This is a genomic window from Glutamicibacter sp. 363, from assembly GCF_052379505.1.
GTDB lineage: Bacteria > Actinomycetota > Actinomycetes > Actinomycetales > Micrococcaceae > Glutamicibacter.
In genome coordinates, this window is the sequence record NZ_JBQSYR010000002.1 from 80,278 (window position 1) to 101,138 (window position 20,861).

The 20,861-nt window shown below is 61.5% G+C and carries 19 protein-coding genes; 8 read left to right on the forward strand and 11 right to left on the reverse strand.

The genetic code is table 11. The features are described from left to right. Positions 1-8: 8 nt before the first annotated feature. From rpsF to ACT3UA_RS01960, 4 genes are all read right to left on the reverse strand, one after another. Positions 9-305 carry a 30S ribosomal protein S6 gene (gene rpsF / locus ACT3UA_RS01945; RefSeq protein ID WP_096282853.1) on the reverse strand — a complete coding sequence of 99 codons (297 nt, stop codon included), beginning with the start codon at positions 303-305 and terminating at the stop codon, positions 9-11. Positions 306-477: 172 nt separating this feature from the next. Further along, entirely contained in the window at positions 478-2,571 is a 2,094-nt protein-coding gene (locus ACT3UA_RS01950; protein WP_444615376.1) for an acyltransferase family protein, read from the reverse strand. 211 nt (positions 2,572-2,782) lie between these two features. After that, a complete protein-coding gene (locus ACT3UA_RS01955; protein ID WP_444615377.1) occupies positions 2,783-3,334 on the reverse strand; it encodes an LURP-one-related/scramblase family protein in 552 nt (183 codons plus the stop codon). Between the two features lie 144 nt (positions 3,335-3,478). Continuing rightward, positions 3,479-4,759, reverse strand: coding sequence for a M18 family aminopeptidase (locus ACT3UA_RS01960; protein ID WP_444615378.1), 1,281 nt, complete (start codon positions 4,757-4,759; stop codon positions 3,479-3,481). Between the two features lie 312 nt (positions 4,760-5,071). Between ACT3UA_RS01960 and ACT3UA_RS01965 the strand changes: the two genes are divergently transcribed. Next, positions 5,072-5,491, forward strand: coding sequence for a lipopolysaccharide assembly protein LapA domain-containing protein (locus ACT3UA_RS01965; RefSeq protein ID WP_096282861.1), 420 nt, complete (start codon positions 5,072-5,074; stop codon positions 5,489-5,491). A 66-nt stretch (positions 5,492-5,557) separates the two neighbouring features. Here ACT3UA_RS01965 and ACT3UA_RS01970 read toward each other — a convergent pair whose 3' ends face one another. The 7 genes from ACT3UA_RS01970 to ACT3UA_RS02000 all read right to left on the reverse strand — a co-directional run bounded on the left by ACT3UA_RS01970 (position 5,558) and on the right by ACT3UA_RS02000 (position 13,401). Next, a complete protein-coding gene (locus ACT3UA_RS01970) occupies positions 5,558-6,259 on the reverse strand; it encodes a response regulator (RefSeq protein WP_096282863.1) in 702 nt (233 codons plus the stop codon). A gap of 3 nt (positions 6,260-6,262) precedes the next feature. After that, positions 6,263-7,552 (reverse strand): sensor histidine kinase, encoded by a 1,290-nt coding sequence (locus ACT3UA_RS01975; protein ID WP_444615379.1) that lies wholly within the window; start codon positions 7,550-7,552, stop codon positions 6,263-6,265. Positions 7,553-7,590: 38 nt separating this feature from the next. Then, entirely contained in the window at positions 7,591-8,421 is an 831-nt protein-coding gene (locus tag ACT3UA_RS01980) for an ABC transporter permease (RefSeq protein ID WP_444615380.1), read from the reverse strand. Further along, positions 8,421-9,353: an ATP-binding cassette domain-containing protein gene (locus ACT3UA_RS01985; protein ID WP_444615381.1), complete on the reverse strand. Its 933-nt coding sequence runs from the start codon at positions 9,351-9,353 to the stop codon at positions 8,421-8,423. The genes ACT3UA_RS01980 and ACT3UA_RS01985 overlap by 1 nt, the downstream gene beginning before the upstream one ends. 128 nt (positions 9,354-9,481) lie before the next feature. Continuing rightward, positions 9,482-10,516, reverse strand: coding sequence for a YdcF family protein (locus ACT3UA_RS01990; RefSeq protein WP_444615382.1), 1,035 nt, complete (start codon positions 10,514-10,516; stop codon positions 9,482-9,484). Between the two features lie 15 nt (positions 10,517-10,531). Next, the gene (locus tag ACT3UA_RS01995; RefSeq protein ID WP_444615383.1) at positions 10,532-11,950 is read right to left on the reverse strand and encodes a phytoene desaturase family protein; all 1,419 of its coding nucleotides are present in this window, start codon (positions 11,948-11,950) and stop codon (positions 10,532-10,534) included. Continuing rightward, positions 11,947-13,401, reverse strand: a complete 1,455-nt coding sequence (locus ACT3UA_RS02000) for a glycosyltransferase family 87 protein (RefSeq protein WP_096282873.1) — start codon at positions 13,399-13,401, stop codon at positions 11,947-11,949. The genes ACT3UA_RS01995 and ACT3UA_RS02000 overlap by 4 nt, the downstream gene beginning before the upstream one ends. Before the next feature lie 105 nt (positions 13,402-13,506). On the opposite strand from ACT3UA_RS02000, the gene ACT3UA_RS02005 reads away from it, so the two are divergent. The 7 genes from ACT3UA_RS02005 (at position 13,507) to ACT3UA_RS02035 (ending at position 20,672) form a co-directional block, all read left to right on the forward strand. Beyond that, the gene (locus tag ACT3UA_RS02005) at positions 13,507-13,785 is read left to right on the forward strand and encodes a DNA gyrase subunit A (protein ID WP_444615384.1); all 279 of its coding nucleotides are present in this window, start codon (positions 13,507-13,509) and stop codon (positions 13,783-13,785) included. Between the two features lie 123 nt (positions 13,786-13,908). Continuing rightward, on the forward strand, positions 13,909-15,075 hold the full coding sequence (locus tag ACT3UA_RS02010) for a cytidylyltransferase domain-containing protein (protein ID WP_444615385.1): 1,167 nt from the start codon (positions 13,909-13,911) through the stop codon (positions 15,073-15,075). Between the two features lie 32 nt (positions 15,076-15,107). Continuing rightward, positions 15,108-16,001 (forward strand): N-acetylneuraminate synthase family protein, encoded by an 894-nt coding sequence (locus ACT3UA_RS02015; RefSeq protein ID WP_096282878.1) that lies wholly within the window; start codon positions 15,108-15,110, stop codon positions 15,999-16,001. Between the two features lie 81 nt (positions 16,002-16,082). Continuing rightward, the gene (locus ACT3UA_RS02020) at positions 16,083-17,069 is read left to right on the forward strand and encodes a glycosyltransferase family 2 protein (protein WP_444615386.1); all 987 of its coding nucleotides are present in this window, start codon (positions 16,083-16,085) and stop codon (positions 17,067-17,069) included. Next, entirely contained in the window at positions 17,066-18,409 is a 1,344-nt protein-coding gene (locus tag ACT3UA_RS02025) for a polysialyltransferase family glycosyltransferase (protein ID WP_444615387.1), read from the forward strand. Before ACT3UA_RS02020 ends, ACT3UA_RS02025 begins: the two co-directional genes overlap by 4 nt. Further along, a complete protein-coding gene (locus tag ACT3UA_RS02030; protein ID WP_444615388.1) occupies positions 18,406-19,431 on the forward strand; it encodes a hypothetical protein in 1,026 nt (341 codons plus the stop codon). The genes ACT3UA_RS02025 and ACT3UA_RS02030 overlap by 4 nt, the downstream gene beginning before the upstream one ends. Further along, positions 19,428-20,672, forward strand: a complete 1,245-nt coding sequence (locus ACT3UA_RS02035) for a DUF6716 putative glycosyltransferase (RefSeq protein WP_444615389.1) — start codon at positions 19,428-19,430, stop codon at positions 20,670-20,672. The genes ACT3UA_RS02030 and ACT3UA_RS02035 overlap by 4 nt, the downstream gene beginning before the upstream one ends. Positions 20,673-20,861 lie beyond the last annotated feature (189 nt).

Genomic DNA, 20,861 nt, shown 5'->3' on the forward strand with positions numbered 1-20,861 from the left:
CAGCGTAATTAAACGCGGGCTTCTTCCGGACGGGTGACCTTGTGGCGCAGGATCTGCTCGTTGATCTTGAGCTGGCGCTCAAGCTCGAACGAAGTAGCTGGATCCGCGGTGTAGTTCACCACGATGTAGATGGCTTCTGCCTTCTTCTGGATCTCGTAAGACATCTTGCGACGTCCCCAGATATCGACCTTCTCGATCGATCCACCAGCAGCGCGAACAACCTCGAGGTACTTCTCGATGGTTGGTTCTACGGTGCGGTCATCGACCTCTGGATCGATGAGGACCATAAGTTCATAAGCACGCATGTGAACCCACCTCCTTTGGGCTAAACGGTCGCGGCATTTCCGCAACAGGAGGTTCTTGCGTTATCCGTGCTCCGCGGCACCCAAGTTTCGGGCGTGCAGTAGCACAGACCTTTCAATCCTACCCGAGATGTCGGTCTAGGCAGAACCCTTGGTGTCCTAGATCATGATCTCTTTATTGCTCGCCGTCCATCGCAGCTTCCAGACGATCGCCGAACACCGGCGCCAACGTGCGCATATAGGTGTCCGAAACATGATGCTTATCCCGGTAGACCAGTACATTTCCGATGACCGCCGGGCAGCGCTGGTCGATGCAGAACTGATCGCTGAAATCCAGCACCTGAACCCGCGGCTCAAGCTTCGCGGCCTGCCGGGTGGCATCCCCCTCTTCGAAGGCGGACTCCTTTTCGAAGGAGCATTGCTCCGGGTTAGAGGAGTGCTGCTCCACGCAGTCCCGCGCGTAGGAATCCTGCGGCGGCCGCGGCGTATCGACCACCGCGTACACCTGGCGTCCCGCGTCTTCGAGCTTGCCCCACTGCTCGGCGTATCCGCGCCCCGCATCCCCCACGAAACTCGCTCCGCCCCAATTAGCCGCAACGATCGCGTTGAGGTCCTCGCGTTCGCTCAGTTTCTTCAGCGTCTGCTCATTGGCTTCGGCGCAGTTGATCCCTCCCTCGCGTTCTGCGGTTCGGCTCTCGGCGCTGAACGGGCAGGAGTTCTTCAAATAGGTCACGACCTTCCAACCGCGCTCCTTGGCGTGGCCGGCGAGCGCCTCGAACCAGTGGGCCGCGTGGGAGTCGCCGACCAGGGCCACCGCAAAAGTGGCATCCTCGCTGCCGAATTCGCATTCCTTGATCCGGGTGGATTGCGGGTCCTGCACGCATTCGCCTAAATCCGGCTGATCGTCTTCGGCCGTTGCCGGCACCGGAATGATCTGGGGCTGATCCGCCAGATAGGCCGGGGCGCCAACGGATACGGAGGCGGCGCCGAAGCCGGCCGGCGGGTTCGCCAGCAGCGCCGCGACTTCTTGCTGCTCGCGTTCGATCGATTCGCGCTGCGCAACGCCCGGAACCAGCGCCACCGATGCAACCACCGCGATCATCGTGGCCCCTGCGAGCAGCGAGCGCTTCGCGGAGGCCGCCACTGGCCGCCAATGGCGTGCCGGGGTTTCGACGAAACGCAGGCTGGCCCAGGCCAATACCAGGGATCCTGCCAAGAGAGCCAATGATTCCACCGGGGTCGGATCATGCCCGGTGAGGTGGATGGCGAAAACTATCAGTGGCCAGTGCCAGAGATACAAAGAGTATGAGGCCATGCCGACCCACTGCACCGGAGCAAAATTCACCAGCGCGTGCAACGAACCGGGACCCGAGGTGCTGCCTGCGGCAATGATGGCCGCACAGCCAAGCACCGGGAGGGCGGCTGCGATGCCGGGGAATACGGTCTGCGCGTCATAGCTGAAGGCCGCACCGAGAATTGCCGTCAGCGCGAGCAGCACCAGGGCATTGCGCACCGACCAGGAGCCGGCCCAGCGCGGCAGCCTGAAGGCACCGTGCGCATGCCCATCCGCGGCAAGGGCGAGCAGCCCGCCGGCCGCCAGTTCCCAGATGCGGGTGGTTGTGATGAAGTAGCCGGCCGGGTTCCCGGAATACCCGGTGAAGATCGAATAGCCCAAGGAGATCAGGGCAGTAGCCGTAAAGACGATCCACAGCATCCGCCGGCGGGAGGCAAAGCGATCGGCTCGCGGGCCGGGAAGGTTGTGTTTGACCAGCATGCAGACCGCCAGCACGAGCAGCGGCCAGAACAGGTAGAACTGCTCCTCAACCCCTAGGGACCAGAAGTGCTGCAGCGGTCCGGGTGCCTGTTCGGCCGCCAGGTAGTCCACGGAATCCGCGGCCAACACCCAGTTCTGCACCGAGAAGGCCGAGGCGAGGGCCTGCACGCCGACTGTCCCCCATAGGGTTTTGGGGAAGATGACCAGGGCCGCCGCAACGACCACCAGAATGACGAGCATTGCGGCCGGCAAGATCCTGCGGGCACGCCCGGCGAAGAAGGACGCCAGGTTCACCGTTCCGGTACGCTGCGCCTCGCGCAAAAGGTGCGAGGTGATCAAGAAGCCGGAGATCACGAAAAAGATATCCACGCCAATATAACCGCCGGGCAATAGTCCAGGCTCCAGGTGATAGGCAACCACCAAAAGGACCGCGAGGGCACGCAACGCCTGGATCTCGGGCCGGAAGTTCTTGGGGGCAGCAGAAGGAGAACTCATAGAGTCCTATCCGACCACCGCCGGGTTAACGGATAGCAACCAGCCGATGACCCGCAGGCCATCGGCAGGTACCAATCCCCTGTGCGGCAGCCGCAAGAAGCCAAAAACCGTATCGCCACCCACCTGCCGATCCGGGGCGCTGTTGGCTCGGTATCAAGCTGCTATGCCTCGCCGATGAACGTGCCCGGGAAAATAAGGCGCGGAACTCTCATCAGCTGCTACGTTTTTGCTTCTCCCGAATAAGATCGAGGGCCAAGATCGAACCGATGACGGCCTGACGCTGCCCAATCGTGAGGCTTGGGGCAAGCCGCAAGGCATAGGTGGATTTTCCGAGCAGGGCATTGCCCATACCCGACCATTCGCGCGAAACGCTGGCGAGCGCACCCACAGCCCCGGTGACCTGGAAATCGAATCCCCAGATATCACCGGACATTTCCAGCTCTTCGCCCTGGAAATCGATGGTGATTCGAGTTTTGAAGAAGGTGATTCGCTTGACCAGACTAGCCAGCGGATTGCCCTGCCCATCTAGGATTTCCAAGCGGTCGCGGCCCAAGGTCATGGTGTCTTTCACCTGTAGGACCGGATTGCCTGGACCATCGAAGACCGTAAGCTGCCGGGCCCCGGCAAACATTCGGCCCAGCGCGCTGCCACCCGTTTCAACGTGGGCAACCTGCACGCCAGCGCCGTCCCTGATGGCGAAGTCATTCTTCGAGATGTTTTTCGTCTGCTGGAACACCAACAGGTCTTGAGCGAAGATCGTCATGCAGGCGATTATGCCACCATGTGCCGCGGTACCCCGAGGTTCGAAGCGGCCAGCGGATCCAGCGGCAACGACCAACTCAAACTCCAAATGAACTCAGAATCAGAGCAAGATTTTGAGTTCATTTGGAGCTGAGCTCATTTTTGCCTAGGCTCCGAAGAACTCGCGGGAAACCTTCGAGAGGTACCAAGGATCGTCAACGCCGCACATCTCGCGTGCCGAATGCATGGAAAGCAGCGCGACGCCTACGTCCAGGGTGCGGATGCCCAAACGGGTGGCGGTCAGCGGGCCGATGGTCGAACCGCACGGTACCCGGTTGTTCGAGACGAACTCTTGGTATGGAACTCCTGCGTTCTCGCACCAATTCGCGAAGGCAGCCGCCCCGACCGCGTCGGTGGCGTAGCGCTGATTGGCATTGATCTTCAGCAACGGACCGCCGTTGAGCTGCGGTCGGTTGGCCGGGTCGTGACGCTCCGCATAGTTCGGGTGCACCGCGTGGCCGGCATCCGCGGAGAGGCAAACCGAGGCCGACATCGCCCGGGCGGTATCCTCGGTGCTCGCGCCGAAGGATGCCTGGATCCGGCCCAGCAGTTCTTCCAAGAACGGACCGCTGGCACCGGAACGCGATGCCGAACCAATTTCCTCGTGGTCGAAGGCGGCGAGCATGGCGATGCGGTTGCCCGAGGGATTCCGGGAGTAACCGGTCAATGCGATCAGCCCGGCATGCACGCTGGTGAGGTTGTCCAGTCGCGAACTGGCGAAGAAGTCCTTGCCGTGGCCGAAGACCTCGCCGCGCTGAGCCGGAGCGGTGAGCACGTCATAGCCCGCAACCAAGGCCGGGTCCACGCCCGCTGAGGCCGCCAGAATGCCTAGGATGTCCGCGTCTGCCAGATCCCCTGCGCCGAATATCGGGTTGGTGTGGGACTGCTTGTCCAAGGTCAGGCCTTCGTTGACCTGGCGGTCCAGGTGAATCGCGAGCTGCGGGATGCGCAGCAGTGGTTCGGTCTGCGCCAGGTGCACTGACCCGTCGCGCAGCACCAGGCGTCCGGCGAGCACCAGTTCGCGGTCCAGCCAGGAATTCAGCAGCGGACCGCCGTAGACCTCGACGCCTGCCTGCCACCATCCGTTGGAGCCGGTGGTTGGTTTGGGCTTGAGCTTAAAACCGGGTGAATCCGTGTGGGCACCGAGGATGTGGAAACCGCTGGTCGCGGTGGCTGCATCGGGCTGGACCCAGGCGATGACGGCGCCGTCGCGCACCACGTAGTAGGAGCCCGCGCTGAGGTTCCACGCGGCTGATTCGTCCAAGGCGGTGAAGCCCGCGGCCTCCAATCGTTTGGCAGCGCTGGCTGCCGCGTGGAAGCTCGACGGGGAGGTCGCTACGTATTCGGCCAGGTCTGCAATGTGGGCCATTGCTGCGGCTTGTGCCATAACTGGGTGCTCACTTCTTTCATCAGGTTGCGGTGTCGGCCTGAATTGCCGAGCTTTGTCCAGCTTAGTGGGCTTCTGCCGTGACCGGCTATGCCAACGAAGACACCATGGAGTTTTCGGCAACTTGCCTGCTGACTTTTGGAGTCCGCGCCGGATTGGGGACCCGCGGACTGACTCGATGCATGGCTCACCTTCGGCATTCGTGAACATCGAAGGGCTCTGACCAGCGAATCAAAAGGTATTGCACTTGACGAAGTGCCTGTATTCGGGCAATGCTGGCAGAAAGTAGCCAACTAGGAAACGAGCGAAATCATGACATCGACTCCTCACAGCCCAGATGAGATCCCGGTTGGTCACGAACCAACACCAGATCCAGCTGAGGTTGCCGTAGCAAAACCGGTTGCCGACCCGGTCGGCAAACCGAGAAAATCCAAGACCAAGACCCCGCCGCCCGAACCGGAGTCCAAGTTGCCCGCCACCAGGCTCGGACGGATCTGGACGGCATCCGTGCTGGGGCTCATTGTGCTGGTGCTGCTCATCATTTTCATTGCCCAGAATCAGGACCAGGTGACGCTGCGCTACTTCAGCTACGAAGGCCAGGTGAATCTGGGACTGGCGCTGTTCATTGCCGCAGTCGGTGGCGGCTTGCTCATTGCGGCAGCCGGGGCTGCCCGCGTGATCCAGCTGCGTGCCACCGCCAGGAGAGAGCGCAAGGCGCAGAAGCGCCGCTAGGCTCAAAAGCACTGCGGGCGGCACCCCTATTGGAGGCCGCCCGCAGCGCTTTGCTTTGCAAAAACCTTAGAAGTCCAGCCCCTGCGAAGGGATCACCAATCCGGTCTCGTAGGCGTAGACCACGGCCTGCACCCTATCTCGCAGATGCAGCTTGGTCAGGATGCGTCGCACATGTGTTTTGACCGTCGCCTCGGAGAGGAAGAACCGATGCGCAATCTCCGCATTGGACAGCCCCTCGGACAGGGCGCGCAGCACTTCCTGCTCCCGAGGTGTCAGATCATCGAGTAGCGGATCGCGTTCCGGAGCCTCCGCATTCTTCGCAGGCTGGCCTTTAGCGCCGTTGCGCACATAGGTCTCGAGCAGTCGCGCGGTCACGCGCGGTGCAACAACGGCATCCCCCGAAGCAACCAGCCGTACCGCGGAGACCAGCTCCTCGGGTGCCACATCCTTGAGCAAGAAGGCACTGGCACCGGCCTGCAAACCGGAAAAAGCGTACTCATCCAGGTCGAAGGTGGTCAAGATGATGATCTTCGTTTCCGGATGCTGCTTGGCGATCCGTTCGGTCGCCTCGAGGCCATCCATCTTCGGCATGCGCACATCCATCAGCACCACGTCCGGGGTCAACGCCGCGGTCTGTGTCAACGCTTCCAGGCCATCTGCTGCCTCCCCCACGATATGCATATCGGTTTCGCCTTCGAGAATCAGCCGGAAGCCCATGCGCAGCAGCGGCTGATCATCGACCAGCAGCACTTTAATATTTTCTTCCATCAGCTACTCCTTGGACCTTGGATTCTGCGTGCTGTATTCGGGCAATTGCAAGGTGGCTTTGACAATCCAACCGCCATTGGCCGCCGGCCCTGCGTTCACCGTTCCGTCAAAAAGCGCCACGCGTTCACGCATTCCGCGCAGTCCCTGACCGGTGCCGACGCTTGGCACACGGGTTGCATCACCGTCATCGATGATTTCGATCCGCACCTGGCTCGTACAGCGTTCCATTCGCACCTGCACGTTGCTGACATTGTGGGCGTAGCGCAGGGAGTTGGTCAACGACTCTTGGATAATGCGGAAGATCGTCAGCTGGAAGGCGGCGTCTTCGGGAAGTTGCTTGCCGGTGTATGTGTAGGTCAGTGGCAATCCTGCAACACGGAAGCCCTCAAGCAATTGGTCGAGGCTGCCGCCGGTTGGTTTAAGCTCTGGCTCACCGGTCTCATTCTGGCGTAGTACCCCGAGCATGCGGCGCATGTCGGCGAGCGCCGCCCGGCCGGTGCCCGAGAGCTCCTTGAGCACCTGCTCGGAACGTTCCTGGTCACGCCGCCCGACCACGCGCGCCCCTTCGGACAACGCAATCATCACCGAAAGCGAGTGGGCGACCACGTCATGCATTTCGCGGGCGATACGGTTCCGTTCCTGCACCTGGGCCAGGCGCGAGACCTGTGAGGCCCAGTGGTTGAGCTCGGCCTCGTGGATGCGCGCATTGCGGATGTTCGTACCGATAGCCGCGGCCGCGGCGTAAATGCCAATCAGGAACCCGCCGGTGACACCGATGAGAATACCGGAAGCCGCAGCGTCATCGAGGTTTTCTTCATCTGGTTGCGCGATCAGATCCGAAAGGTCCGGGTAACCCATCAGCACCATCATCAACAGTTGGAAGCAGCCGGCGAGCAGCGCGATGGGGATCGCACGCCGGCCAGAATAACTGGTTCCCACCGTATACAGGGCGATGGTCATGCCGACCCCGCCCATTCCGCCGCCTTGGCCGGCAATCAATATGCCAACGAATTCAAGGACAAAAACGATGCTCAGCACGGTGAGCGGCGCTTTACGACGCCAGAGCAGCACCAGCCCGATACTCACCGTCAGCAGCAAATACAGCGCCGGAGGTACCTGTGGCAGATAGGCCATCATGACGGTGTTGGGGAGCGCCAAGAAGAAGTAGATTACTACGGTTCCCACAACGACCACACGCGGATGGGTGCGCAGGTACCTGCGTACCCGGCCCATCCGCTTGGCCGCCAGCTCGTCGAAGGAGACTATCGGCTCCTGCAGCGATGTTTGGCTCATATCATCCAGTCTAGTTTGCTCAGCTGCTGCAACTCTTCTTAGACGTCTCGGCTCTTCAACAGCCAAGCGGCCAGAATGAGCGGAATCAGCGTCCATCCGGCTACCCCGAGCAGCTGCTGCCACTGCTCAAGCTCGCTGGGGTAGGACAGCGGCATAGCCAATGACATGCTCAGATTATCCGGGAGGAAACGGACGATGTCCTGGACCCAGTCGGCAAGCAAGGTGAGCAGCCCGGTGACCGCGGGGAGCACAAAGAACAACGCCACCAGCGAGGTAATCCCACCTGCAGAGTTGCGCAGCAGTGCGCCCAGCGCCAAACCGATCAGCGCAGCCATCACCACAGCCAAGACTCCGAACCAGAGCACGTTCTGGAAATCACCGCCGAAGTAGTTCAGCTCCATGTTGTAGTTCTTGGCCAATGGCATGCATACCAGGTAGGCAAGTGTGCTTCCGATGACCTGGACTACGGCGCAGAGCAGGGTAATCAGCGTAGCCTTGGCGGCGAATACGCGCAGACGCTGCGGGCTGGCCAAGAAGGTGCTCACCGCCGAACCGGTGGTGAATTCTCCGCTGACGAGCAGCACGCCCAAAACGCCGAGGATCAGCTGGGAGAACGCCAGGCCGGAACCCACGAGTTCTGCGGTAAAGGCCGCACTTGACATGTCGGGGGCGCCTGGCATCGGCGGGGCCTCGCCGGCAAAGGAGCCAACTCCCCACACGCCAAGGGCGGCAATGCCCATATTGAGCACGATCGCCACAAGCAGCAGAATACGGGTGGAATTCAGGGAGAAGAAGCGAATGGATTCCGAACGCAGCACACCACCGAAGGTGACCTTGCCGCGTGTTGGGGTTGCGAGCTGAGTACTCATTAGTTCGTTCCTCCGGCAACTGCTTCGTTGAGAATTCGTGATTTGTATTCGACCTCGTCGCGGGTCAATTCCATGTACGCGTCTTCCAGGGTCCGTTGCAGTGGACGCAACTCGCTCAGCACGACTCCGGCTTCCAGGGCACGGCGGCCGATCGATTCGGAATCCGGGCCGGCGACGCGCAAGGTATCCGCATCCAGACGGGTCAATTGCACCCCATCGGCCGCCAAGCTGCTCATCAGCAGCTCCAGGTCGCTAGAGCGGACAATGGTTTGCGATAGCCCGTCATCGATGAACTCGTTGATCGGAGCATCCGCGAGGATCCGGCCGCGGCCGATCACGATCAGATGATCGGCGGTCTGCGCCATCTCACTCATCAGGTGCGAGGAGATGAATACGGTCTTCCCCTCGGCCGCCTGCTGGCGGGCCAGATTGCGCACCCAGGCGACACCTTCGGGGTCCAGTCCGTTAACCGGTTCGTCCAAGATCAGCACCTGCGGGTCCCCGAGCAAGGCCGAGGCGATCCCCAGACGCTGTCCCATGCCCAGCGAGAAGCCACCGACCTTCTTGCGGTTGAGCTGGCTCAGGCCGGTGAGTTCCAGAACTTCGTCAACTCGGGAGGCCGGAATTCCGCCGGTGGCCGCCATGGCTCGCAGGTGGGATCGCGCGGAGAGCGACTTATGTACCGATTTAGCCTCAAGTAGCGCGCCCACCTCGGTCAGCGGGTGCTTGGAGGAGGCGAATTTTTTGCCATTGACGGTGACCTGCCCGCCGGTTGGCTTGGCTAGGCCCACGATCATGCGCATGGTCGTTGACTTGCCCGCGCCGTTAGGGCCAAGGAATCCGGTCACCATTCCCGGCTGCACCGTAAACGACACGTTGTCGACTACGGTTTTCGCACCATATTTTTTGGTTAACTCATGTGCCTGAATCATACTTCCAGTTTAGAAACCGAACAGCTGGAAAGCACCGCCCCGAATGCTGATTTTGGCTCTCACTCCAAAGACTGAGCCAGCAGCTCAGCGGCGACCCGCATACACCTATAGGTGCACGTATGTGCTGTTTAGCGTACCTGGTCGTAGTTCAACAGAAGCACCAGGGCCCCGATGACCACCGCGGCGAAAGGCAGCGCTAGCAACCCCACGACCAGCTTGTGATCCCGCACGATGGCCACGCATTCACGCAAGAAGGCGCTCGGCCGATAATAGGCCGCGGTCTTGCCGCCGAAGGCGCGTGCATCCAACCCGAGCTGGCGAGAAGCAAAGCCCGCCCGCATCGCATGGTAGTCGCTGGTCACCACCCACAGCCGGCCTTCGACTTTCTGCTGACGCACCAACGCATCGGAGAAGGTCAGATTCTGGATTGTGTCCTTTGCTTGGTCTTCAACCATGATTTGCGCTTCGGGTATCCCCTGCTCCTGCAGGTAGCGTGCCATGCTGACGCCTTCGGACTCCACCTCGTCGCCACCTTGCCCGCCGCTCGGAACCAACAAGGGTTTAGGCTCGGAAGCGGTTTCGTAAAGCGAGATTCCCCTATCCAATCGCCCGCGCAGCAAGGGAGTGACTTTGCCTTTAATGGTGCGTGCCCCCAGCACTACCACCGCGGCGCCCTGCCCCTTGGAGGGGAACTTCGCCTGCACCCAGGCATAGAGCAGCAGCATTGAGAAGAGGCAAGCGGCCAGGGAGGAGGACATGAACAGGACAAAGGCGAACGCATAGGCCCACCAGGTATTAATAGACAAGATCGCAAACGCCAAGACAGGCAGGCCAAGGACCGCCAGCCCCGCGACCAGCGAGAGCAGGTTCGAGATCCTGGGGCCTTCACGCCGCCACATCACGACACCGTTGTGGATCAGCGCGCCGGCAAACACGAGATAGATCAGTGGCGCCAGCAGGAAGACCAGCACAAGCACTAAGCCGAGACCGGGCACCAGACTGGTCAGCAGGTTGATGCTCAGCGAGATACTTCCCAGCACCAGCGGAAAGAGCAGTATCGCGTTGCTCAACCGGCGCGGATCCTTGCGGTACCGAACAATGAAGACCGCCCACAAGATCAGCAAGATGAAGGCCGGGACAACCCCGAAGTACGTCGAATCCATCAAAGTCCTTAGGTCTCAGATTCCCAGAGAGTATTCACGACGGAGCATTGCCTTGGCACCGAGGTAGCCGGCCATGCCATGTACCGACGGTCCCGGAGGCGTCGCCGAAGAAACCAGGTACAGCCCCTTGGACTGCAGGTACCACGGCTCCGGGGAGAGCCGGGGACGCATGATGCTGCCGAGCAGATCCATGGTTCCGCCCGATAGGTCACCACCCACCAGCGCGGCATTCTGCCGTTCCAACCCGGTGGCCGGAACGACATGGCTTTCCTTGACCAGGTCGCCGAATCCCGGGGCCGCCGCTTCGATTTGAGCGGTGATTTGGCGCCTCATATCCGCGCCAGAGCCCAATGGCACATGGCAGTAGGCCCAGATGACCTGTTCTCCATCCGGGGCCCGCGAATCGTCGAAGACCGAGGGTTGGGCAACGATCAGGTATGGATGCTCGGCGGTACGCCGGTTGGCGGTGCGTTCGGCCCGGCCGATCTGGCGGGCGGTCCCGCCTAGGTGGACGGTACCGGTTTGGCCAAGAACCGGGTCCTTCCATGGAACCGCTTCACGAAGCACAAAATGTATCAGGCAGCTCCCCGGCGAGCGCCGGGTCTGGTTCAACGCCTTGGCCAGTTTCTCGGGAATTCTTCCGCGGCCCAACCTCGCCGCGTCTTCGGCGGAGGTATCGAGCAGGACCGATTCGGCATTCAGCTCATCGACATGCGACACCTTGTGCCCGGTATGGATTTTGCCCCCATGGGCGGTGACTTCCGCGGCGAGCGCGTCCGAGATGGCCTGCGACCCTCCGCGCGGGATGGCCCATCCCTGGCTGTGGGCCGCGGCCGCGAGAAATAGCCCGGCCCCGGCGTTGGCCGGGCCGCGCGATCCGCCAGCCACATGTGCGGCGCAACCGGCATAGAGTGCGGCCGCCTGCGGGAACTTCCCTGAGAGCACATCTTTGAGCGCCATGCCGCCGAGCGTTGCGGCGCCAAAGATGCCCAGGGTCACCGGATGCGCCGGTACCTTCAGCAACGGGTTCAGCAAGGTGTCCCCCAGCTGCGTCATTCGGTCCACCAACGGGCCAAGCAGCCGGGTATAGGCGACCCCGTCTCCTGCGCCCAGGTCCTCACCGGTGCGCTTCAAATCCCGCCAAGCGTAGGCCGTGCGTTCGCCAAGGACATGAGCAAAAGATAGCTCCGGGACAATGAAGTCGACCCGTTTATGCACGTTGAGCTCATGCATCGCCTCGGAGAGCATCGCCATCGGATGCACCGCGCTACCCAGGTCGAACTTCGCGCTCGAGCCCTCCAAGGTCTGGGTTCGCGCGGCCCCGCCGATCGTCTCGTTCGCCTCGTAGACCTCTACTCGCAGTCCCGCTCGGGCGGCCACCGCGGCGGCGGCCAGGCCATTGGGTCCCGAACCAACCACTGCAATCGAGCTCATAGCTGTTGCTCCTGAGAAGTATTAGCGGGCTTGCGCAGTCCGCGCAAGGTGAAAACGTCTTTGGCTCCGGCGAAGGCACCAGCCAGCGGGTCGTCCTGGCCTACCGCACGGATTGGATCGCGGCGCGGGTCAAGGATCGAGCGCACCACCTGGAACATCAAGTAGGCAAGCATGCCCATATGCGCGAGCACCAGCACCACGTAGCCGATTTCCGGGAAGGTTTTATGTGGGTCTTGCTCTCCGGAGAATGCATCGAGATAGTTCCATAGCCCGTAGAAGTGGGCGACCTCCACCATCATCCAGACCAGGAACAACCGCCAGCGTGGCAGTGCCAGCGCGAACAACGGAATCAGCCAGACGATGAACTGCGGAGAGTAGACCTTATTGACCAGCACGAAGGATGCGATGATCAGGAATGCCAGCGACCCCAGGCGCGGAGTACGCTTGGCCAGCAGACCGAGCACCGCAACACCGGCGCAGCAGATGAAGAACAGAATCAGGCCGTAACGGGAGATCTGTTCTGCCTCGAAGGTGCCCATGGAGTCGGTTTTTGCTGCCACCGCGTTCCACGCATGCCAGAAACTTGAAAGCCCGGCACCGCGTTCCGAGGAAAAGGTGAAGAAGTGCCTAAAGGAGTCCGGATAGGCCAGTGCGTAGGGCAGATTTACCAGGACCCAGGTGGCCGCGGCGGCGCCGCCGGTCACCCAGAAGACCTTGAGTTTTCCGGTGCGAAGCGCGATCACCAGTATCGCTCCGAGGATGAAGAACGGGTAGATCTTCATCGCCGCGCCCAAGCCAATCAGCACCCCGGCAAGTAGTATGCGTCCACGGGCGAAGGACAGCATGCCCATGGCAAGCAGTGCCACGGCCCACATATCCCAATTGATGCTCGCGGTCAGGATGATGCCCGGGGCGATCGCCACCATCGCCGCGTCCCAGGGACGGCGCCCGCCCATGCGCAGCGTGCACACCACGGTCACCACCCAGAGGATCGCCACGATGGCCAGGTTCATATCGAAGTAGAGCAGCGAGCGGTTCTCCAGACCCTGCGGGACCAGCGCGGCAACCGCCGAGGCCACCGCGCTCATCAGCACCGGGTATTCGAATTCGGCCCCGCTGCTGAACGGAACCCACGGGTTGTCGGCGAATCCGCGGGCCCCGAAGAGCGGCACCCAGTCGGTGTAGCAGGCATATACGTAGGGGTTGGAACCGCCCCAACCATTAAGCCTGCAGGGGTTCTTTGCCAAGAGCATGAACAGTGCGCCGAGGGTAGTCAGCAGGATCATGACTCGTTCAACGCTGAAGAATCCGGGACTGACTCGCCCCGGATCGCTGTGACGGCCCAACGGGCCACCGACCAGCGCGGTGAACTGACGCAGGAATCCGTCAGCCCTCGAGGGGACGGTGATCCGCAGCGGACCACGCTGGCTCGGCTTATTCGGGGCACTCATAGGTTCCAGCCTAGTTCGCCGGGGCCCCGCACTGCACCATTTAGTCCGTTGATTCGGTTATTCGCATCGCTTCCATCGCCTTCGCGCAGGTGGCAGGATGCCACTATGCATAGTCAATCCAAGGAAAGCCTGGGCCGGTCGCTGCAGCTCCTCCAGGCGCTGGCCCAAGCCATCGACCGGCGTGCGGAAGTTTTCGCGGCAATCGAAAAAACCGATTCCCACGCCGCTGCCGTGGCGAGCCTGGGCGACCTGTTGCAGGTAGACGAGTCTGGCGCCCGGGACGTCCTTGATATGCAGGTCCGCCGCTTCACCGGTGAAGAACGCCAAAAACTGGACGAACACTTGACAGTGCTGCGCGCCCAACTAGCGGCCGGAGAACCGTAAAACGACTGGATAAGCTCAATGACATGGGCATACAGGGTTTTCCCAGCAAGCTAAACCTGCTCTTCACCCTGCGTTAACCTGATGTAGGGCAGGTGGCCAACTGGGCTTCCTAGGCTCATGGATGTGAGTAAAACCGACAAGCCCAGCGTCCTAGCGATCATCCCAGCCCGGGGTGGCTCCAAGGGCGTCAAGCTCAAAAATCTACGCACCATCGGGGGCATCTCCCTGGTGGGCAGGGCCATCCTTGCGGCGCGTTCTGCGACGACAGTCAGCGAAGTCGTGGTCAGCACCGATCATGAACAAATCAAGGCCGAAGCCCTCGCCTACGGGGCCACCGTGATCAGCCGACCGGCAGATATCGCCGGAGACACGGCTAGCAGCGAAGCGGTGCTTCTCGATGTTTTGTCCAAGGTCTCCGATACTCCGGATATCACCTTGTTCATTCAGTGCACCAGCCCGCTGATCGATCCTGCGGACCTGGACGCTGCAGTGGGAGCGGTCCGCGACGGCGAAGCCGAAGTCAGCTTCGCCGCGGTACCCGACCACGGATTCCATTGGACCGCCGATCCCCAGGGGCTCGCGCTGGCCAGCGGACATGACGCGGCGAACCGGCCGCGCCGACAAGACCGCGAGGCCCGCTGGCTGGAGACCGGAGCGTTCTACGCCATGCAAACCGCCGGATTCCAGGCAGCCAAGCACCGGTTCTTCGGCCGGGTTCGCATCTGCGAGGTCGCCGCGGAACACGGGATGGACATCGATACCGAAGCGGACCTGGCGCTGGCGCAACTGCGCGTCCCGCAGCACAGCGAACCGATCCTGGTTGATGCGGTCGTCACCGATTTTGATGGGGTGCATACCCCGGACACCGCCTACGTGGACGAACACGGGACCGAAACCGTGCGCGTCTCGCGCTCCGATGGCATGGGCGTGGCCCGGCTACGAGCGGCCGGCGTGAAGTTCCTGATTCTCTCCAAGGAACGCAATCCGGTAGTCGCCGCCCGAGCGGCAAAACTGAATGTCGAGGTCGCCCACGGCATCGACAACAAGGCCGAATATCTGGCCCGCTGGTTGGTCGACGAGTCGATCAACCCGGCCCGCGTTGCCTATGTAGGCAATGACATCAATGATCTGGCACCGATGGAGCTGGTCGGCTGGCCAATCACGGTCGCCGACGCCAGCGACGAGGTGCACCGAGCCGCACGGCACCGCCTGACCCGCTCCGGCGGGAATGGTGCGGTCCGTGAGCTCGCCGAGCTGGTCCTCGCGGCCCGCTCCAATCCACAAGTTTGAATTCCCAAGTTTTCCCAATGAAAGGCAAGTCAATGACCTCCGTGAACACCGAAATCAAGCCAGTAGCCATCGGCGAATCCCTGCTCGGCACCGGCCAGCAGGTTTACGTCATCGGCGAGATCGGCATCAACCACAATGGCGACATCGAGATCGCCAAGCAGTTGATCGACGTCTCGGCCGAGGCCGGCGCCAACGCGGTCAAGTTCCAGAAGCGCACCCCGGAGATCTCCACCCCGATGGACATGCGCGACAAGATCCGCTCCACCCCATGGGGCGACATGACCTACCTGGACTACCGCTACCGCGTCGAGTTCGATCAGGCCCAGTACAAGGAGCTCATCTCCTACGCGGCTTCCAAGGGCCTGCACGCCTTCGCTTCCCCATGGGATGTTCCTTCGGTTGAGTTCATGGAAGAGCAGGGTGCAGTCACCCACAAGGTCGCTTCGGCCTCGGTCACCGACATCGAGCTGCTCAAGGCCCTCGCGCAGACCGGCAAGCCAATCATCCTGTCCACCGGCATGTCCACCATCGAGCAGATCGATACCGCGGTGGAGACCCTGGGCACCGACAAGCTGGTCATGATGCACGCAACGTCCACCTACCCGCTGCCTCCAGAAGAGGCGAACCTGCGCATGGTCGAGACCCTGCGCGAGCGCTACCAGGTGCCGGTAGGCTACTCGGGCCACGAGCGCGGCCTGCAGATCTCGCTGGCAGCCGTCGCCCTGGGCGCGGTCACCGTCGAGCGCCACATCACCCTGGACCGCACCATGTGGGGTTCGGATCAGGCTTCTTCGCTGGAGCCAAAGGGCTTCGAATCGCTGATCCGCGACATCCGCATCCTCGAGCAGGCCATGGGTGACGGCGTGAAGAAGGTCTTCCCGGGCGAGCTGGCACCGCTGTCGCGTCTGCGCCGCGTCGACGCCTAGCCACGGCACACAACCGGCGGTTGGACTCGCCATTGGGTCCAACCGCCGTTTATTTTTGCCCCGCCTAGCCCAGAAGGAACCATGAGTTTGATCCCCGGTCGTATATCAGTGGTGATTCCCGCCTTTAACCAGGAGGAATACATCTGCGATGCCCTCACCTCGCTGACCCGCCAAAAGCTGGGCAAGTGGGAACTAGAGGTGCTGGTGGTCGATGATGCTTCCACCGATCAGACCGCGAATCTGGTGCTCGGCTACCAGCAGAAGCTCGAGGGCCTCGAGCTGGTCAGCCTCGCCGAAAACGCCGGAGTCTCCGCGGCCCGCAACGCCGGGCTCGAGCGGGCCACCGGCGAATTCTTCACCTTCCTGGACCCGGACGACTGGTACGCTCCGGAACACCTTGCCACCCTGGCCGCGGCCTTGGAAGACCTGCACGTGGACTTCGTCCGCACCGACCACGTGCGGGTGACGGGAACCAACCGGGTGCTGCATCGCGCCCCGCAGGCGCTGCGCGGCCTGCCCCTGAACCCGGCAGACGATATCGAGCCGATCGACTCCCCCTCGATGGTGGACTATGCCTTCGTTTGGGCAGGCATGTATCGCACCGAGCTGATGCGCAACAAGGACGCCTACCTGTTCGACGCGGATTTGCACAGCGCCGAGGACCGGCTGTGGCTGTGGAAGCTGCACCTGCGCACCAGCCGCTACGCGGTGATCTCCTACCCCGGAGTGTTCTACCGCCGCGGGTTGCCCGGATCGCTCACCCAGGTCTTCGACCAGCGCCAGCTCGGCTTCATTCCGGCCTATGCGCGGATCCTGGAGGAGGTGCGTGCCCATGAGCACGCCGACCGCCACCTGCCCAAGGCGATGCGCCAGTTCTTCGCGATCGTGTGCCATCACGAGAAACGCGCCAAGCACTACCCGCCACAGGTGCGGCTAGAAATGAAACAGCAGCTACGAAAGATCTTCACCACCATCGACGTTCATATCGCACAACAGGTAGCGCTCGAAATGGATATTGCGCGCCGCCGCCACATCCTTTCCTTCCTTCAGGTCGGGGCCGCTAAATGATCGCTTTAGTCGAGGCCAGCAGCTATTTTCAGTTAGCTTCCCTGGCCGCCATGGCCGATGCCGGACTGCTGCCGCAGGCAGATGAATATGTTCTGGTGCTCGCCAATGGCTCGCAGCTGCCCGAACTGACCACGCCCCTTCACGAAGCCCCGGGATTCGCCGAGCTTGCCGCCCGATTCGATCGGGTGGTGGATTTCGCCGCGCTGGTTTCCCCGCGCCGGCCAGCCCAGTTCAACCCACGCGAAGACGAATTGCTCATCTTCGAACGCTTGCTGCGCAGTGCCTGGGATCTGGGAGACGAACGGCTGACGCTAGTTATCGAATCTATCCAGGTAAACCCTGCTCGGGCGCTGGCACGGGTCTTCTTCGACGCGTCGATTTGGGTGCATTCGGACGGTCTGATGTCCTACGGTCCGACGCGCAATAAGCTGCAGGTCCCAATGGCCCAGCGCCTGGCCGGGACCATCCACGTCGATCTGGTGCCGGGCCTCGAGCCGCAGCTGCTCGCCGAGCAGCAACCATCGCGCCTGGTCTTGCAGGGAAGCGCGCTGGCGCCGGTCTTTGCGCAACTTGCTCGGGAGGCGCAGCTGCAGCTACCCGCGGGCGCCGCCCTGATCCTCGGCCAGTACCTGGGTTCCCTGGGCCTGATGGATGCCGAAGAAGAGCTAGAGCTGCACGAGCAGATGCTCCGGGCCGCCAAGGACCGAGGGCTGCACACCATCTTGTTCAAGGCCCACCCGTCGGCCAGCGCCACCTCGGCGGCCCGATTGCGCGCCCGCGCCCAAGACCTCGAGCTGGATTTCCATCTGCTCGATACCGGTCACCTGGCCGAAACCGTGATCCTCGCGGCGAAACCGGAAGTTGTCATCTCCTGTTTCTCCACGGCGCTGGTCACCGCCCACTATGTGCTCGGTACGCCGGTTCATGCCGTGGGTACCGCCAAGATGCTGCAGCTCCTCGCCCCCTATGAGAATTCGAACCGAATTCCGCTGTCGATCATCCACGGGCTCTTTGTCCAGGACCTGCCGACGCCCGCTCGTGCCGGAAGCATCGACATGCTCAGCGACTTGCTTGGTGCCATTTCTTATTGCATGCAGTCCAAGCAGCTCCCGCATTTGCGCCCGGTCGCCGAGGCTTTCCTCGCCGAACACTACGGCGTGTTTTCCGCCCACTTCAAGCGTCGACGCATCACCAAACTTGCGCTGCCACCGCAGTGGGCCCACTTGCAAGCACGTCGTTCGGTGCCGGCCAAGGTCCGTGGAGTATCCCGCCACATGTTGCGCCACGGCTCACGGACCTTGGACACCATGTCCAAATCCCTGAGTCGACTGGCAAAATGAACGATACGATGATCAAAATTTCCCATCCCGACACCCAGGAAGTGCCACGGCCACGCTTTGGCACCGCACACGTGTGGGTGGAATCTCCCCTGCAGTTGCTCTCGGCCGTGGAAACTCACGCCGCCGGATTGCTCGGCGATGAGGTGCGCATCATTCCGCGGCGCGGCATGCCGCTGGAGGCAACCACCGGCGCACTGCTAAGAAATTCGCCGGCTGGTTTGCACTTCATGCCCGCGGCCAAACGGCCACCGCAGCCTAGCTCGCCGCGAGACAGGTACGTCACCGGCGATGCCTATTCGGGTCGGATACAGCGCACCATGCTGACCGGGGTTAAGGCCAAGGAAGTTGTCATCATCGATGATGGGCTGGCCACGTTGGCGCTGATCCGGCAGCTGGTCAGCGAGGAACCTACCGCTGTGGTGCGCGCCCGTGCGAAGAGCACCGCTGCCCGCCTGGGCCTGGGCTTGGCGATGTGGCACCGGCTGCGCGGCTTGGCGCGAGAGGGGCGCCTGCTGATTGTCTCTGCCTTGCAGGTTGAACCGGAAATCAGGAAGCGCATGGAAGCGCTGGGCATTAAATTCGCCCAGCACAAGTTCGAGTGGCTAGCTACCCAACCCGTCGCCGAACGATTCACCGAACCAACCTTGCTCATCGGCTCGGCCATGGCGGCGGACGGAATTATTCATGCCGCACCGTATCTGCAATGGATTCGTTCCATCGCCGCAGAAGGGCCAGTCGCCTTCTTCCCGCACCGCCGAGAGACCCCGCAGATATTGGAAGAACTACAGCAGATTCCCAACGTCGTGCTGAAGGAGCATACGATTCCCATCGAGATGAGATTGCGCGATTTGCGTCCCGGACAAGAAATCAGGGCGCTTCCTTCAACCGTCATTCCCTCCTTGCGCCTCCTGCTCGGTAATGAAGCTCGTAACCTGTACGCGCAACCGGTGCCAGATCATTGGTGGACGCCGAGCACCTCGCAAGATCTTCGTGACCATCTATCAAGCTCGTTGAGGGTGTGACAATCCTCTTGAAACCGGCAATTCTTGCGGTCGCGGATTCAGACTCGTATCTGAAACTCGCCACCACATTTCTGCACCGTCTGGGCCCTAGTTGGGACCGCCGCGTCGTATTGGCGCGCACCCCTGTCATGCCCACCGAAGAACAGATCGCCGCGGCGTTCGAGGGCACCGACCTCGACCCCACAGATCTGGAGGTCTTAGCCTTGAATCAGTTCAATGCACAAACCGTTGGCGAAGATATCGTCTTCGCCGCCGCCACGGGACCAGTAGTCGCCGAATTATATGCGCGGATGCTGCGTACCGAACCGGTGGACCAGCGAAGCACGGCACTGATCTCCGCGCTTCCCGGGGTCGCTTATCCTGCCACCCGCAAGGGATGGAATTACCGCCGTCCAGGTGACGCATTCATCTGCCATTCACACGCCGAGGCGCGCGATTTTTCATTTATGAACCTCGACCACGAGGGGCATCAGCCAACGATCATGGTCAGCAAGCTTCCCTTTCTGCGCTCATCCGGTTTTCCCGCCAGTTCTTCTGCCCCGATCAAGCGACTGGTCTTTGCACCGCAGGCCAAGGTGCCTTTCGGCAAAACCGAACGCGAGAACATCTTGGTCTCGCTCGAGCAGGCCGCTCGGCTCAATCCGGGACTGGAAGTCATGGTCAAATTGCGAGCGCGCGCTGGCGAACCTCAGACGCATCTCGAGGCCTACCCCTATGACCTGCTTTTTGAAGAGCTTGTTCGCTCTGGCCGGTTAGGAAAGTCCACGCATCTGCGCTTCGTGACCGGCAGCATGTCTGAAGTGCTTACGGAGCATAGCGCGCTTGTGACCGTTTCATCCACGGCAGCGCTCGAGTCGATCGATCGCGGATTGCCGACCATGGTGCTCTCCGACTTCGGCGTAAATGCCCAGATGATCAACGTCGTTTTCGAATCCTCCGGATTGCTCGGTACTCTGCAGGACCTCGAGGACCTGAACTTTGAGCCGGCGAACAAGCCCTGGCTACGAGAAAATTATTTTCACCGTGTGGACAACACGTTCAATGAGTCTTTGACCATCCTCGCGCATCGCGCCCGAGACGGTCAGCTAAAAACAGATCCCGAAATACTGGCTTTCATCAAGCACCAACCACTCCGTCAACGGGTCCGGACGGCACTTCCGACACCAGTACTCAGGGTATTGCTGAAAATTCGCAGACACATGAAGTTGTCACGACAATCAAACCCAAGATCCATGTCATGATCAAAATCATCTATACCAGTGACATTGAAAATTCTATGCCTTTTCAATGTCAGTCATGGTCATAAGTTATTTTGCTCTTGTACAAAAATGGTTCCTTGATCTGCATTTACTCGGGTTGCTGCACGTCATACGCGCCACGATCTGCCTGCCCTGCGTTGAAACATCCGGTGATTGCAACCACTATGGGAA

Bases quoted from the DNA above. Each gene is read 5' to 3' on its own strand.
- ACT3UA_RS01955 (WP_444615377.1), bottom strand. From the start codon at position 3,334: ATGACGATCTTCGCTCAAGACCTGTTGGTGTTCCAGCAGACGAAAAAC.
- ACT3UA_RS01990 (WP_444615382.1), bottom strand. From the start codon at position 10,516: ATGGATTCGACGTACTTCGGGGTTGTCCCGGCCTTCATCTTGCTGATC.
- ACT3UA_RS01950 (WP_444615376.1), bottom strand. From the start codon at position 2,571: ATGAGTTCTCCTTCTGCTGCCCCCAAGAACTTCCGGCCCGAGATCCAG.
- ACT3UA_RS02025 (WP_444615387.1), top strand. From the start codon at position 17,066: ATGATCGCTTTAGTCGAGGCCAGCAGCTATTTTCAGTTAGCTTCCCTG.
- ACT3UA_RS01995 (WP_444615383.1), bottom strand. From the start codon at position 11,950: ATGAGCTCGATTGCAGTGGTTGGTTCGGGACCCAATGGCCTGGCCGCC.
- ACT3UA_RS01975 (WP_444615379.1), bottom strand. From the start codon at position 7,552: ATGAGCCAAACATCGCTGCAGGAGCCGATAGTCTCCTTCGACGAGCTG.
- ACT3UA_RS02030 (WP_444615388.1), top strand. From the start codon at position 18,406: ATGAACGATACGATGATCAAAATTTCCCATCCCGACACCCAGGAAGTG.
- ACT3UA_RS02015 (WP_096282878.1), top strand. From the start codon at position 15,108: ATGACCTCCGTGAACACCGAAATCAAGCCAGTAGCCATCGGCGAATCC.
- ACT3UA_RS01980 (WP_444615380.1), bottom strand. From the start codon at position 8,421: ATGAGTACTCAGCTCGCAACCCCAACACGCGGCAAGGTCACCTTCGGT.
- ACT3UA_RS02005 (WP_444615384.1), top strand. From the start codon at position 13,507: ATGCATAGTCAATCCAAGGAAAGCCTGGGCCGGTCGCTGCAGCTCCTC.
- ACT3UA_RS02020 (WP_444615386.1), top strand. From the start codon at position 16,083: ATGAGTTTGATCCCCGGTCGTATATCAGTGGTGATTCCCGCCTTTAAC.
- ACT3UA_RS01985 (WP_444615381.1), bottom strand. From the start codon at position 9,353: ATGATTCAGGCACATGAGTTAACCAAAAAATATGGTGCGAAAACCGTA.
- ACT3UA_RS02000 (WP_096282873.1), bottom strand. From the start codon at position 13,401: ATGAGTGCCCCGAATAAGCCGAGCCAGCGTGGTCCGCTGCGGATCACC.
- ACT3UA_RS01960 (WP_444615378.1), bottom strand. From the start codon at position 4,759: ATGGCACAAGCCGCAGCAATGGCCCACATTGCAGACCTGGCCGAATAC.
- rpsF (WP_096282853.1), bottom strand. From the start codon at position 305: ATGCGTGCTTATGAACTTATGGTCCTCATCGATCCAGAGGTCGATGAC.
- ACT3UA_RS01965 (WP_096282861.1), top strand. From the start codon at position 5,072: ATGACATCGACTCCTCACAGCCCAGATGAGATCCCGGTTGGTCACGAA.
- ACT3UA_RS01970 (WP_096282863.1), bottom strand. From the start codon at position 6,259: ATGGAAGAAAATATTAAAGTGCTGCTGGTCGATGATCAGCCGCTGCTG.